Below are 13,989 nucleotides of genomic sequence, written 5' to 3' on the forward strand. Positions count from 1 at the left end.
TCATCGCTCGGGGAACGCCTTAGCGGCAAGGGGCGCGAGCACGTGTCCCGACGAGCGAAAAAATTGTTGGAATGGATTCTTTTTTAGTGGATTATTTGGAAGTTATTATATATTACAGAATTGCCCTCAACGTTACTTTTTTAACCGCGGATTTTATTACATTTGTCGAATGATCTCCCGTCAGGGACAGATCGGTTCGGACTGGAAGTATGGGCTACTGCCGGTTTATGGTATCTACCTGTTAAACTTCAGCCTGCCGGAGTTCCACTCTTGGCGTACGGACGTGGTACTGGCGAATGCGGTGACAGGTGAAACTTTTGGAGAACTCAAATTGAAACAGGTCTATATTTCATTTGAGTTGTTTAATTTAGAGAAAGAGGAATGTGTGACCCCTCTTGAAAAGTTAGTTTTTATATTGAAGAATATGAATATATTTGATATGGCTCCTTTTAAGGAAGAAAACGAAGCGTTCCGTCGCATACTCGATGCAGCCAACGTGAATGCAATGACTCCCCATGAACGTGATGTATATGACGAACTCCTGAAACGTTACCGTGACTGGCGATGCACAACGGAATATGCTATAGAGCAAGCTGAAGAAAAAGGTTTGGCGAGAGGTATGGAAAAGGGCCTGGAGAAAGGCATGGAGAAGGGGTTTGCGAAAGGGAAAGCCGAAGAACAGCGCGAGATTGCTGCAAATTTTAAAAAGCAGGGTATCGGTATAGAAACGATTGCCCTTTGTACGGGTTTACCGATTGAAGAGATCGAACGACTTTAAGGTAATCCAATATAATAGACTGTATAGAATCCCGGGAAAGTTTCCCCGGGATTTTTTTATTCCCCGATTCTCCTTTTCTTTCCACTCTGTCCCCCTCCTTCCGTCCCTTTCCGTTCTCTGGGGCATGCCGGTTGTATCTTTGTTATGTGATTAATAAACAAGGGGTTTAACTTTAAAAAGTATGATTATGCCAGCAAAGTACACATTAGTATTGCGCAAGGACATGCGCAAAGGGGCTGCGGTAGACAGCAAGTTGTTTTATGCTAACGCGAAAGCGGCGGGGACGTGTGGTATGTATGAGTTATGCGATCTGATCTCGCTGTCGTCCACTGCTTCACCGGGTGACGTGCGGTTGATACTCGATTCGTTGATCGAGGTAATGAAGCGTAGCTTGGGAAAAGGGGAGGTGGTACAGGTAGGCGAGCTGGGGAATTTCCAGTTGCAGTTCGGCAGTACCGGTACGACGACGAAAAAGGAGTTTAACCAGGCGCTGATCAAGAGCAAACGGATTGTGTTTCGTCCCGGAAAGATGCTGCGTGATGCAATCAGTAATTATTCTTTCGAAAAGATTCCTGATCCGTCGGATAAGGAGGAAGGAAAAGGGGAGGAAGGCGGTGGTGGAGACCGCCCGGAGATTGAATAGCCTGCCTGCCGTTTTTACGGCTCACCCAGGTGTCGGACGATATAGTCCTTCTGTCTGGGCGTGAGGTATTTCTTGCCGGGATGCCAGCCTGATTTTTCCAGCTGGTCGACGAGCTCCCTGCTTACGCGGACCCATTTCAACAATTGCATCGTGGCACTTTTCTGTGAAATATTGGGAAAGTATTGCAGGGCAAGCTCGCCCCATCCCCATACTCTGTTTTGATTGAATGAATTTTCCATACGGTATGTATTTGAAGGTTTATATATCAATAAATATACGAATTATTATGCACATATTCAAATAAAGTACTAACTAATATCATATAAAATGGATAAACAGATACAGTATTTACAGACTTGTCTGCCGGCAGCCGAGAAGGCGGGTTGGACATATGACATGAACCCGGTGGTGATCCTGGCGCAGGGGGCACTTGAAAGCGGGTGGGGTACTTCGGATTTGGCCAGGGAACATCATAACTATTTCGGTATCATGGGGTACGGGGCATCCAACGGCTATTGGCATGGGGAGAGAGCGAAGATAGAAGGGGGCAGCGGGGTACATTATTTCCGTCATTATGCCGGTGTAGAGTTCTCATTCCTGGATTTTGCCCGTCTGATCCGTACCGGCTACCACCGTGCCTGGAGTTTCAGCCGCCAGCCCGAAGCCTATGCGAAAGAGATAGCCTACAGCCCCTATATCAGCGAGCAAAACGGCGATAACCGGGAGTTATACCGTCGTAACCTGATTGCAATAACCGGGAAGATCATCACATTAAAAGATATGTATGATTGGATGCGGGGAAGGGCGGCTTGATTTTGACAATAACAGATTAAACATTTATGACAATGAATAAATTAAGACAAATCCTGCAATTTATCAGAGCCCTGCTGGGCTTTTTGTTGAACCTGAAAAAGAAGGAGAGAGATGAGAAGAAAGAGAAAGTGGTTACGCCGGGTAATCAGCCGGAGGTGGCTCGTGTGTTACCTGGTGATACTGGGGATGACGGCTTTGTGGGCGGACCGTACAGAAATCGTCCTGGCCTCGATCGGGGCCCTGTTGACACTCTCGGGGTACGAAAACGATCCGGGGAAAAACTCCGGCAATGTTACCGGCAGCAACTAGCGATTACCGCCGGATACTCCCTGCTGCTATATGCAGCAGGAAGCTGTTTGGTGAAAATGATTGGAGTATCGTTTAATCCCTGACACAGCGGATGGAAGAGGCATTCAGTGACGGGGTAGATATACTGCCGGGCCTCCAACTGTTATATTCCTGCGTCCAGGCATTGCTGTTTTCGGTATTCTGAAACTCTGCAGAGGCTGAAGAAGTCCAGTAGTACCCTGTTTCTCCGGGGTAGTACAATTTTCCTAATTCGTAATTAGGGCTTCTTCGTCCCGCTGCCGGCAGGAAGACGGAAGCCTTGGTAATCGGATTAAAAATGAGAGATCCTCTATAGGCGGCCTGTGCCGTTTCCGGCGAAACGGCATAACGCGTTGTGGCTGAACTTCCGTCCGGCTGATACCGGATCGGGCGCCGATCGAAGTAGCCGTCGGCGTAGAAACCTATGCGTTGCTTCAGATTATTGTCATCCACATTCCCGGAATAGTCAGGAGAGGTAATATAACGTTCTACTATCCTGTCCGGATATAAGCGAAGGGAGCCTGTCCAACTACCGATATCTCCTTCTATAGGATTCAGCCACATCGATTGACGCCATTCCGAATATTCTATTTGAGCTTCATACTCTTCCTTAATCGGTGTTGCGGGATTTCCCTCGTAGTCGCAATCGTAATTGTTGGATCCGTCAACCCGCTTGAAATTGGGATATTTGCCGTTGTAACTCACCTGGTCGGTATATCCGTCCGACGGAAGATGATAGCCGGGCGGGCACAGTTCGAAATCCTCTTTTATATTCCCTGTAATATCTTCTCCCGATACGTTATCCCAGATGGGACGCGGATACTCTATTTCGCTCCAGTCAGTTCCCAGGTTATTCGTACTTGGGTATGCCGGATTGTAGGCCCGGCGGGGGAACGTGGGCGAAGCCCATTGAAATAAAGCACCGGCCTGTGATGGGTATTTTACGAACTTGGCTCCTTTTTTCGAAAGGTCGGAATATCGGTTCGTTTTGTTACTTTCATTCAGGAATAGTTCAGCCGTCAGATTAAAGTTGGATACTTTTTTTGCCCGGCTACGGCTTTTGTCGGCTAAAGGACCTTGTCCGATATTGTCTTCCGGACGCATCACATAATCGTCGGCTTCTCCCTGTCTGACGTAAATAATATCTGCCGTTTTTCCCCAGGAGACGTCGTGTTCAAGATATATAGTGGCATATCTGGGTTTCTTCAGGTTATCTTGTCCGGAAGCTTCCGAGTTGTTCGCCGTCTTCCAGCCTACCCGGAAATAAACCCGGCCTCTTCCTGTTATATATGTACCTCCTTCATATTTATACTCATTAGGGACAACAGGATATTTTTCAGGATCACCGGGCGAGTCGGTTCCGACATTCGGATCGAAACTGGGGGTAGTGCTTATGATCACCTGATCCTCTCCGTTTTCTACCCATGCAGTCCATTTTGCCAGTTCGCTGCTGCTTCCCATCCTTGCTTTTTGTCCGGTAATAATCCGTTCGCCGGTTTCGGCGTCGCGGAAGAATGCGCCTACATAGGGACTATCAAAACTCATGTGGCTAAAGCGGAAGCCCAACTGTTTTGTCCGGACGGTAATTTCCCGTTGCAGCTTGCCTCCATATTGATCTTCTGCCGAAAGGATCAGGCGGAATGTCTGCTCGCCTATCTGGTTATATTCGTCGAGCAAAATATCCATATAACCGAATCCTTCCTTCGAGTTCTTACCGTAGGTGTACGCAAAACGGGAGGTTTTGTATTCTATATGATTCTCATAACTATTGGTATCTCCATCTTTGAGCGGCAGGTCGTTGAATGTTTCATCTGTCAACCTGGTTGTCGTACCGGAAGTGCCGATATACACGTTAGGCAATACGTGCACCTTCGTCAGATTGGAAGAGAAGGTGATCCGTGCCCCGTTGAAATCGGTTATGTCGGCTTCTATCTGCGAAACGTTCAGATAGCGGTCCTGTACCTGCCAGTCTCCCTTTTTTTCTCCCCAGTTGGAGACTGATATATTCAGCTCGAACGGGAGTGTAACCGATGCTTTTACCAATAGTGCCGCATCGCGGGGAAGGGTATAATTATCTTTTTCCGCTCCGTCGACTCCTGCTGTGTGTATTTTCAGCTTGGCGGAGGGGTTGTACTGGTTTTCTAAATTAACGGTAAATATCACAGCCTTATCTCCTTCATCTGTCGGCGTGAAATTACTGAAAGGGAGGATGAAACGGGTCATTTGCTGAACCCATATCACTCCCCTTGCTGTCTGTTCAGTGGTGGGTGCTATCTGTTGAAAATAATCTTGCCCCACGGTGAATTGCCGGGTGATGTCTCTGGCAACGGAGGTATTCACGCCGGATAGTAACGGTACTTGAGCAGGGATCTTTTCGAATGTTACGCCTTTGAAATCGGCTGTCAGGTCTTCGTTGGATTCCAGCTGGATATCGATACGGGTGGCGAGCCGGCTGAGACCCAATGTCAGCGGATCATATATAACATCGCCTATCTTCGATTTGCCCTCGTTGCCGAGCACTTCAACGTCTTTTATTTCCTGACTCATCGGGATTTCGTCCGAAGAGTTGACTGCCGATGCGGGGTACGAGATGCTTTGAAGGTCGGAATAGAATGATATCCCGTTTAACGGTGATGTATTCTCCGGATACGGTTCGTTGGCGAGGAATACAAAATCGTAAGTACCTTTCTGGATCTCATGCTTGATGATATCGCCTTTTTTCGCTTCGTATCGTTTGTTGCTGACACACATTCCCATTGCGTCGAACCCCAGGATACGAAGGGTTACGATCTTGTCGTCGAGTTCCGCATTGGATGGGTAATTGGAATCGTAAAGCGTACCACCTTTGATATACAAATGTGCTACTCCGCTTGTCTGCTTTTGAGGTGTCTCGTCTGTGCAGGACACAAAGGAGACGAGACAGCAGAAAAGCAGTAATAAGAAATGTATGTTTTTATTCATCAGTGTATTTATAATCATAATTAAAACTAAAAACTAAAGTGTAAGCTATATATTCATCAAGTACATCGTGTCTTATAATGTAGTAATATGTACTTTTATTCGTTGTTCCACGTTGTTTTTACTCATCGATACATACGCATCGCCTTCGCCGCTTCCATTGACATGCAGATCGATCAATCCATTGTCGACCGTGATGCGGTGTGGATCATTACGGACCGCTTCCCCTCCGGGTGAAAGTTGAAGCCAATTGTTCGGATTGGGCGTACTGCTGTCGATCATCGGATAATTTTCGATATAGGCCGAGATGTATTTGCCGGCATCCGGAATAAAATCGCTGATCACGGCTCCGGTACTTACTGGTGTATGGCGTCGGACGGTTATGATCTTTTGAAGGCTTCCCAGATGCACTTCGATCTCGCCTGCGGTAAAATTGTTCGCGACTTTTATCTTGACATTATACGGGGCGGTACTTGAAAGGGGGATCAGCCCATCCGACGGAGCGGTGATCTCCATACCCGTAGTCAGTGACCTTATAATTCTTTTATCGGGGAAAGGCGTTTTGCAGTCAGTCACCAGCGTAAATGCCACATATTCGGTCGTATTGTTTTGCGGTGCATATAGTTCGTAATGCGAGTTGGTTACGCCGAGATAATAATCATTATTCGCCTGTATCTCATACCCAGAGTTGTCCTGTATAAGAACCTGATAATTCAGGCTTGTATTCGAGGCGATTGATTTCTTTGCATCTGCCACCGTCGCATATCCGTATCCATCCACAGAAGTAATGGTAAACTCGTATGAGTAATTGCGTTCCACATCGAGCTGTGCGCCGTTAGCCACCAGGCCCATCTTGTAATAAGACTCACGGTTCCTATACGTCCCCCTGATGATCAGGTAGGTATCGTTATTGGTTTCATTATAGGCCGATTCATACAGGTAAACCGGGTCGTTTGCCGTACTGTTCGATGCGGCTTGTATGAAGTCGGGACTGTAAGACGTGTTGCTGCGGTATTCTATCAGGCTTGTGTTAGAATAAGTGAGCAAACTGTTCCAGTTATACACTCTCGAATGTTTCGGTGTATTGACGACGGCTGTGATGCCTTGCAGTGTAAACTCAGCGGCTGTACTCGACACAACGACTTTAGCTGCAACACGCTTCAACTCGGCAGTCGGTATCCTTGTCGTTGCGTTGATGGCGGATACACTGACAAGAGTGTTCATGCTGAGTTTCTCACCCACGAAAGGTGCACTGGTTTGCGGATCAGCCAGCGGTTTCGTCAATATATTTTCGCTGGCATATTGAAGAGTGCGGACAGTGGGATTTTTCAATGCCGCATTAAATCCTGCCTCGCTGTAATCGTAAGCCGTGTTCCCGATATAAAACTTATCTTGTGGGTTAGCCAGTATCAATAACTGGCAGGGACCTGTCTGTATATCCAGGAAAACGTATGATTTGCCGTTGTTATATTCCGCCTGGGCAGCCTCTGCGAATGTCGCATTACCGTTAGTGCCGGTAAATACCAATACCCACGGAGTTTGATCGAGTGCATTTTCGTTTGCAGCTGCACGGGTTACGGGTAATCCGTAGGAAACGGATTTCGTGAAAAGTTCAAATTGGATTTTGTTTCCCAAGGGAGGTGAATTATCTTTCAACTCTTCTCCGGTTGTACATCCCTGAAATAATAAGGACAATAATCCGAATATATATAATATGTATCCCTTCACCATACTTTTTATAATAAACAAATATGCCTTTCCTTTTGTTTGCATTTCTAATCAAAGGGGGTTACAACGACAGGAACCGAAGTTCCGAATGCAAGCTAAACAGGAATAACATACTTCTGTTTTTGCGTATTTGGGTCTACGCATTAATAAAATAAAGTTCACTCTGATACAAAGGTAATAGTTATTAGTGGAATAAGAGATAAGTATTTAGTTAATATTTGAAAGGACCGGAAACGGAGAATGTCGGATTTGTCGTTGTATTAGTTACGGTGTTTTCGCGGCGGATGATTTTCAGGCTGTTGTATTCCTTATAAAGAAAAACAGTGAACAATCTGGCTATTCACTGTTTTCCTCTTATTTACCGGTTATTTACCAGGCATTATCTTTTATATCCTTTATTTTATCTTCTGCGACGTACGCTGCGAACGGGAGAGGATTTCTCGGCTTTCGGAGCTTTTGTCTTTACTGTCTTTTCTTTGACTGCCTTTTCGGTAGTGGCTCCGTTTTGTCCGCGGGCAGAGGCTTTTTTAGCCTTTTTAGCTGTTTTCGGATCTTCTACCTGGGTTGTGTCAGGCTGGAACCAGAGAGACTTCTCAAAGGCAACCAACTGGCCTTCGATGCGCTCCTGTTCCTTCTTGATGGAATCGGGAGTCGGGCAGTAAGCCATCAACGGCTGGTTCATCAGGTTTTGTGTCTTGTAGATCTCGCCTTCGAACATACGGCGGCGGAAATAGTCGTCGAGCGTGAAGGTCATGGCATTGTTGATGTTCGATGTCATGATAAATGCCGTATTGATATACGGGCGGATACTTTCGTAAGGAATCCAGAACATGGGCATGGTTAACTCGCCGACATCACCTGAAGTGGTCATGATCGGGCAGATGGCCAGTGTCTTTACATCGAATACGGAGTTATTTTGGTCGAAATACCAGGCTTCCTTTACATAATAGGAGCGGACGGTTTCGGAAGGAATATCGCTTTCGTTGATTACGAAAGTAGTTCCCTGGTTACCCTGTCCGGGTACTTCCTCGTAATAGATGCCGAAGCGGTCGAGCATGTCTTTCAGGTTGATCTTGCTGTTGTCGCTGAAATCTTCGTAACCGTCTTCATACTGGTATGCGTCTATTTTACCTTCGCTGATCAGACTGAAGATGATGGAGAAAAGGTTCATCTGTCCGTTCATCGGGGTGACCGGATAATACAGAGGAGCATTCTTCTCTTTCATCAGGTCTATCTGCCGGTACATGACACGCATCCAGCGGGCGTTGCCCACTTCCTGTGTCATACGCTCGTTCATATCCTGTGCCCGCACGGTCAGTTCGGGTATACCGGTGTCTTTCTTATCATTAGCCCGTTCTCCGCGGGTGGCCTGCGGGCTTCTTCTTGCCCGTTGCTGGGTGTTTCCTGTTTCTTCCTGTGCCTGTATGGAGGTAGCTGTAAAGAACAGGGCGCTTGCAATTGCCAGTATGTAATAAAAACGTTTCATATTTTATATTTGTTATGAGGGCGGTTCGCGAACCGCCCCTACTTAATTTACAATGACTTCGATCGGGGTGAGGGTACGTTCCAGGCCGTCAGGTCCTTTGGCTACTACACCTCTGATGAAAAAGCGTTTTCCTCTTGTCAGACGACGTATCCTGTCTTTCTGGTTGTCCGAAAAACTGGCCCCCTGAGATACTTCAGGGATGGCATTTCCCATGGAATCAAAGAATAGCAGTTCGAAACGCAATACATTAAATTTGATGTTCAATATTTCATCGTCGATAGCTGCCTGGAGCACTTCCGTTTCGATCAGATTCCGTTTGGTCATGTTTCCGCCGCGGAACTTGCGCATATTGCCGTTCTGGTCCTTATACTCGATGTAAGGCATCGGGTCGGGCAGGGCACGTACGCGGAAGGTATTCTTTGCCATTTCCACGCTGCGGCCGTCGGCCATGCGAGCATTTACGGATATAACAGCGTCGGTACCTACCTTCGACGGACGGGCCTCCCAGATATCGCCTTTGCGTGTCAGGGTTCCGTTTGTCATGGTGGCCGTTACGTTCCCGCTCGGTACGCCCGGTACGGCGATACGCATCTCGTTGGCGATTCCGGCATATAATACGTTCATCAGTAACGGGGCTACGGTTGCACTCGGCTCCGTTACGAAGTATTCGCTTTCGAAGTTCTGACGCATGGTGGTGCCGTCGTTATTGGGCATCTCGATGTACCCTTTAATCGGGTAAGTACCCGGGGCACCGGCTATGGCGGTGAACTGTCCGTGGCTGTCTTCCGGCAACTGCTTGCCGTTTACAAATACGGCCGGACGTTTGGTTGAATCGACGGCAGACAGGACGATGTTCGCCTTGTACTGGCTTCCGCGCATGACGATCTGGCTCTCCGGTATGACCTGTGCGGTCATCTGGTTCACGCGGTAGTCGCCTACGTCGACACTGTTCAACAGGTTGTTCAGCACTTCGCCTTCTGCGTAGCGGATATCGCTTTGCAGTTTCGTCAGTAATGTTACGGCTGCGGCAACCGGCATATTTTCAAACAACGCTTCTTCCCAGGTGCGGGTATTGATCCCAGCCTTGTGAGGCGGTGTAGTGCTCAGGCTTGCTTCCAGGATGCGGGTCTTGGCACTGTCCTGTACCATTTCGCCCATCATCACGCGGTAAGCGTCGATGGCTTCGCGGAGCTTCTTTCCTTCTCCGGTAACCGGGCCCAGCATGATGCGTGAAGCGGCTTCGAGGTCGTCTTTATGCTCTATCTTGTTTACGTTGGCATCTTTTCCGTCGGCAATTACCGCGATACGTTGCTTCAGGTCCTGCACGTAGTTGTACAGGCTGTCGGAAGCGGACTTTACCTGTTTACCCTTGTCGTACCATTCCTTCACCTTTTCGGGGTTGGATTGGTAGTAGGTATCCAGTTCGCCTGCCACGATCTCGTTTCGGTGAGCCGAGTTGCTGATGGAGGTGCGTAAACTGTCTTCCACTAGCTCGAAACCGTCGAGAACCTCCGATGACACATTCAGTGCCATCATTGCGATGAACACCAGATACATCAGGTTGATCATCTTCTGACGGGGCGAGTTGGGATTATTTGCTATTCCGGACATCTTCTTTCAGTTTCGTTTGTTTATTATCTGCCGGATTGCTGTCCGGGATTGTTTGTATACGGAGCCTGCTGCTGGTAGCCGTACGGTTGTTGCTGGTAGGGCTGCTGATAGTTAGGCTGCTGTTGCTGGTAATTGGGCTGTTGCGGTTGGGGGGCAGGCTGCTGGTAAGCGGTTGCCGGACCCATATTGACCGTCATTGCCTGTAGCAAACGGCTGTATACTTGGTTCAGTTCGGCCAGCTGGCGGGTCATCTTTTCCGTTTCGTTGCGGAAGACCGAGCTGTCGGTTACCGAACCGTCGTACATCTCGCGGATGCGGTTCAGGCCGCCGTTGATATGTTCGATCGATTCGATCTGCGAACTGATACTCTTTAACTGTATTTCGTAGATAGTATTCAAACCGGAGATGTTGCGGTTCAACATTTCCATCTGCTGCACGTAGCCGCGTGAGTTCTGGTTGATACCGTCCGAGTTGTCTGTGATGCTCTTATAAGAGTTAAGCAATGTGTCGGATACGTTGGTCAGCGAGTTGGTGACGTGGCTGAAACGTTCCATATTTTCGGACATGCCGGATAGCTGTTCCAGGTATTTCTGGGTAGCTTCGGTCAGTTCCGCCATCTTGGAGATCTGTTCGGCAGCGCCGCTCAGTTTCTTGATACTTTCCGATAGGTTCTTTGTATCTTCTTCGCTGACATCGAGGTTGCCCAGTACGGAGGTTCTGCCCAGGTTGTTTGCGACATTTGCTTTTCTGCCGTTGCCGACATTGATGTTTATGCCGCCTGAGGTATTGTCGTCATCCATATTGTCTGATGAGTTGATCAGGTTGGACATGCCTGTGCCGGCAAAGTCGGGACGATCCATCGGGTTCTTCGATTTCAGCACGGGGAATACTTCTTCCCAATGATATTCGTTTGAAGGGTGTTCAAAAGCGGAGATAAAGAATACCAACGCTTCCACCGTCATGGCGATAAACAGGATCTGGTTACCATACGGCAGGTGAAGCAACTTGAACATGGCACCTATGATTACGATAGATGCTCCCCAGCTGTAACAGAAGTTCAGTACTCTCTTTCCCATGTCGCTGGAAAGGAACATTTCAATTCTGTTTTTATATCTTCTATATTTTCCCATAATGTTGTATGTTTCTTATATTATTTTTTACCTTTTGAACGGGAGAAACCGATCTGTGTACGTGCGCAACGGAAACCGATATAGGAACGGGTTTCGTTCTGATATTCGAAGGTGCGCATATCCGAACGGATAAATTGTGCCACGTCTTTCCATGAACCGCCGCGTACGACTTTCTTCTTCATCGCATACGGGTCTTCCTTGGCTGCATTGTAACGCAGGTCGGGGTTCATATCGCTCATCTGGCTCGGGCCCGATTCGGAATACATGGTAGAAGTCCATTCTGCCACGTTACCCGCCATGTCATATAAACCGAACTGGTTCGGGGCGAAAGAGCCTACGCGGGATGGAATCAGGTGACCGTCTTCGGTATAATTTCCTTTTCCGGGTTTGAAGTTTGCCATGAAGCAACCTTTGGCGTTCTGAAGTTCGTCGGACGACCAGGGGTATTTGTTTTCGTTCTTTCCGGAGCGGGCGGCATATTCCCATTCGCCTTCTGTCGGCAGGCGGAACGGCTCGATGGCTTGTCCGGCCGGGAAGTTCAACGATTGTTTGAACATATCGGTACGCCATACGCAGAATGCGGTAGCCTGTTCCCAGGAGACACCTACGACAGGATAATCGTCATATCCCGGGTGCTGGAAGTACATACGCATGTATGGCTCATTGTAAGCATTATTAAAGTCGTTCACCCAGCAGGTTTCATCCGGATAAACGTTTACGATGCGGGTATGAAGGAAATCCCACGGACCGCTGAGCGGACGGGTGAGGGTTTCGTTGATGATGTTGCCGTCGTCGTCGATATAGGCGGTGTCCTTGGAGATCATAACGACCTCGTTCATATCGACCTGTATATCGGTGTTACGTACGCGTTCGCCCGGATCCAGGCGGTTCTTGCGAAGGGCGGCACCGGTGTAGTCATACCATTCGTATTTGTAGACCATCTGCTTTTCATCCAGACGTTTTTCGCCGGTGATGGGGTGTACATAGTAAACGCTTTCGATAGCACGCAGCTCATCTTCGTTCGCCCGTTTCCAGGGGATCGGACGGCTCCAGTCCAGATGCGGGGTGACGGGTTCGCCGTAACGGTCTTCCGTGATCTTAAACAGGTCGTTGCCACCGTAAGCCGGGTCGGCCAGGCGTTCGCGGATAATGGAGTCGCGCACCCAGTAGACGAACTGGCGGTATTTGGCGTTGGTTATTTCCGTTTCGTCCATCCAGAACGCATCAAACGAAACTCCCTTTGTTTCAGGGTTGATTCCCCATAAGGAGTCTTTGTTTGCCGGTCCCATTTCGAACGAACCTCTTTTGATCAGAACCATGCCGTAGGGCGAAGGTTCGTTAAAAGCCACAGATCTTACCCCGGTAACTTCTCCTCCCGCTCCGGAAAGGGATTTACCACATGAGGTAAGCAAGGCTACTGCCATAAGTACTAATAATACTTTTTTCATATACTATAATATACGTACACTTTTGTGTCTGTTCTTTCCTGTTTTTGTCTTTTTCAACTTCAACTGGTAGCGCACCAACACTTCGTGGCTACCGGAACTCCCTTTTAACATGGCCGTGGTAGGGAAATCGTAAGCATATCCAACCTGAAATCTGCCGAATGTGGCTCCCAATAATACTACTACCGACTCGTTTATACGCCAGGAAAGACCTCCGTTAAACATTTTATTATATACCATTCGGGCGGTAATGTCCGCCTGGAAACTCTGCATGTCTGTTTTCAGGAATACAGAGGGCTGTAATTCATACAACGGGTTCCTGAGCTGAATATTGTATCCGCCTACTAAATTTAATCCCATAGGGATATAATAATTAGTCGTTTCACCCAATGCCATTTCGGGCGCTGTCAGGTGAGTGGCTCCGAAACCGGCATAGAAATGTTTGTGGGAATAATAAATACCGGCATTCAGGTCGATCGCCATTGCCTGCACAGCTGTTGTGGGCAAAGCGGGGTCTGACTCTGCGGGTGTGTGATAGTCATTATCTGCCGGGATATATATTTTTGTTCCGTCAAAGCCGACATTGAATATACCTGCCTGCAACCCGATACTTAATGTCCCTCCGAATAATTTCTGCTTATAGGCATACTGGGCCCCTACTTTTGTATACTGGAATAATCCGATACTTTCCGTGTTTACAACCAGTCCGACCCCATTGTTCGTACTGCCTAATTTGAAGGGCATATCAGCGATAACAAAGAAAGATGTACTAGCTCCGGGCATGCCGATCCACTGTTGGCGGAACAATCCGAGCATATTCAGATCTCCCGTCGTTCCGGCATAGGCGGGGTTGTAATATCCCAGTCCCAGGAAGTATTGGCTTAACTGCATATCAATCTGCCCCCGCACGCTCATCGTGCAGGTAATCAATGCGATAATAAACAGGAAGACTCTCTTCATCTAAACTATAACTAACGGAGTGAAAGACGTTTCACCCCTACAATAACGCGGCAAACAGGTATAAATTGTATGGGCCGCAAAAAAACAAACGAGGCAGGGGACTTCTGCAA

At 47.9% G+C, this 13,989-nt stretch carries 12 protein-coding genes; 4 read left to right on the top strand and 8 right to left on the bottom strand.

Going from position 1 to position 13,989, the window contains the following annotated elements:
- Both NBH14_RS26740 and NBH14_RS26745 read left to right on the top strand, forming a co-directional pair.
- On the top strand, positions 1–778 hold a 778-nt coding region (locus NBH14_RS26740; RefSeq protein ID WP_250817900.1), incomplete at its 5' end, for a PD-(D/E)XK nuclease family transposase.
- Between the two features lie 187 nt (positions 779–965).
- The gene (locus NBH14_RS26745) at positions 966–1,421 is read left to right on the top strand and encodes an HU family DNA-binding protein (protein ID WP_186961800.1); all 456 of its coding nucleotides are present in this window, start codon (positions 966–968) and stop codon (positions 1,419–1,421) included.
- Between the two features lie 14 nt (positions 1,422–1,435).
- Here the strand turns inward: NBH14_RS26745 and NBH14_RS26750 are convergent, their stop codons facing one another.
- On the bottom strand, positions 1,436–1,690 hold the full coding sequence (locus NBH14_RS26750; RefSeq protein WP_233567353.1) for a DUF4248 domain-containing protein: 255 nt from the start codon (positions 1,688–1,690) through the stop codon (positions 1,436–1,438).
- 58 nt (positions 1,691–1,748) lie between these two features.
- Between NBH14_RS26750 and NBH14_RS26755 the strand changes: the two genes are divergently transcribed.
- Entirely contained in the window at positions 1,749–2,234 is a 486-nt protein-coding gene (locus NBH14_RS26755; protein WP_186961801.1) for a glucosaminidase domain-containing protein, read from the top strand.
- Positions 2,235–2,266: 32 nt separating this feature from the next.
- The gene (locus tag NBH14_RS26760; RefSeq protein WP_250817902.1) at positions 2,267–2,626 is read left to right on the top strand and encodes a hypothetical protein; all 360 of its coding nucleotides are present in this window, start codon (positions 2,267–2,269) and stop codon (positions 2,624–2,626) included.
- On the opposite strand, the gene NBH14_RS26765 is transcribed toward NBH14_RS26760, so the two are convergent.
- The 7 genes from NBH14_RS26765 to NBH14_RS26795 all read right to left on the bottom strand — a co-directional run bounded on the left by NBH14_RS26765 (position 2,616) and on the right by NBH14_RS26795 (position 13,879).
- The gene (locus tag NBH14_RS26765) at positions 2,616–5,522 is read right to left on the bottom strand and encodes a FimB/Mfa2 family fimbrial subunit (RefSeq protein ID WP_186961803.1); all 2,907 of its coding nucleotides are present in this window, start codon (positions 5,520–5,522) and stop codon (positions 2,616–2,618) included. The genes NBH14_RS26760 and NBH14_RS26765 overlap by 11 nt on opposite strands.
- Before the next feature lie 72 nt (positions 5,523–5,594).
- Positions 5,595–7,250, bottom strand: a complete 1,656-nt coding sequence (locus tag NBH14_RS26770) for a hypothetical protein (protein WP_186961804.1) — start codon at positions 7,248–7,250, stop codon at positions 5,595–5,597.
- Positions 7,251–7,647: 397 nt separating this feature from the next.
- A complete protein-coding gene (porN, locus tag NBH14_RS26775; protein WP_128132854.1) occupies positions 7,648–8,733 on the bottom strand; it encodes a type IX secretion system ring subunit PorN/GldN in 1,086 nt (361 codons plus the stop codon).
- A gap of 42 nt (positions 8,734–8,775) precedes the next feature.
- Positions 8,776–10,344: a type IX secretion system motor protein PorM/GldM gene (gene porM, locus NBH14_RS26780; protein WP_186961805.1), complete on the bottom strand. Its 1,569-nt coding sequence runs from the start codon at positions 10,342–10,344 to the stop codon at positions 8,776–8,778.
- Between the two features lie 23 nt (positions 10,345–10,367).
- The gene (gene porL / locus NBH14_RS26785; RefSeq protein ID WP_250817904.1) at positions 10,368–11,474 is read right to left on the bottom strand and encodes a type IX secretion system motor protein PorL/GldL; all 1,107 of its coding nucleotides are present in this window, start codon (positions 11,472–11,474) and stop codon (positions 10,368–10,370) included.
- Between the two features lie 20 nt (positions 11,475–11,494).
- Positions 11,495–12,922, bottom strand: coding sequence for a T9SS ring complex lipoprotein PorK/GldK (porK, locus tag NBH14_RS26790; RefSeq protein ID WP_250817906.1), 1,428 nt, complete (start codon positions 12,920–12,922; stop codon positions 11,495–11,497).
- Between the two features lie 3 nt (positions 12,923–12,925).
- Complete coding sequence (locus tag NBH14_RS26795) at positions 12,926–13,879, bottom strand: PorP/SprF family type IX secretion system membrane protein (protein ID WP_186961806.1); 954 nt, start codon at positions 13,877–13,879, stop codon at positions 12,926–12,928.
- Positions 13,880–13,989: the final 110 nt, after the last annotated feature.

Origin of the sequence: Parabacteroides caecihominis, assembly GCF_023656785.1 — a bacterium.
Taxonomy (GTDB): Bacteria; Bacteroidota; Bacteroidia; order Bacteroidales; family Tannerellaceae; genus Parabacteroides; species Parabacteroides segnis.

Excerpts from the sequence above, each read along its gene's own strand:
- NBH14_RS26745 (WP_186961800.1), top strand. The coding sequence starts at position 966 with ATGCCAGCAAAGTACACATTAGTATTGCGCAAGGACATGCGCAAAGGG.
- NBH14_RS26755 (WP_186961801.1), top strand. The coding sequence starts at position 1,749 with ATGGATAAACAGATACAGTATTTACAGACTTGTCTGCCGGCAGCCGAG.
- NBH14_RS26760 (WP_250817902.1), top strand. The coding sequence starts at position 2,267 with ATGAATAAATTAAGACAAATCCTGCAATTTATCAGAGCCCTGCTGGGC.
- NBH14_RS26765 (WP_186961803.1), bottom strand. The coding sequence starts at position 5,522 with ATGAATAAAAACATACATTTCTTATTACTGCTTTTCTGCTGTCTCGTC.
- NBH14_RS26770 (WP_186961804.1), bottom strand. The coding sequence starts at position 7,250 with ATGGTGAAGGGATACATATTATATATATTCGGATTATTGTCCTTATTA.
- porN (WP_128132854.1), bottom strand. The coding sequence starts at position 8,733 with ATGAAACGTTTTTATTACATACTGGCAATTGCAAGCGCCCTGTTCTTT.
- porM (WP_186961805.1), bottom strand. The coding sequence starts at position 10,344 with ATGTCCGGAATAGCAAATAATCCCAACTCGCCCCGTCAGAAGATGATC.
- porL (WP_250817904.1), bottom strand. The coding sequence starts at position 11,474 with ATGGGAAAATATAGAAGATATAAAAACAGAATTGAAATGTTCCTTTCC.
- porK (WP_250817906.1), bottom strand. The coding sequence starts at position 12,922 with ATGAAAAAAGTATTATTAGTACTTATGGCAGTAGCCTTGCTTACCTCA.
- NBH14_RS26795 (WP_186961806.1), bottom strand. The coding sequence starts at position 13,879 with ATGAAGAGAGTCTTCCTGTTTATTATCGCATTGATTACCTGCACGATG.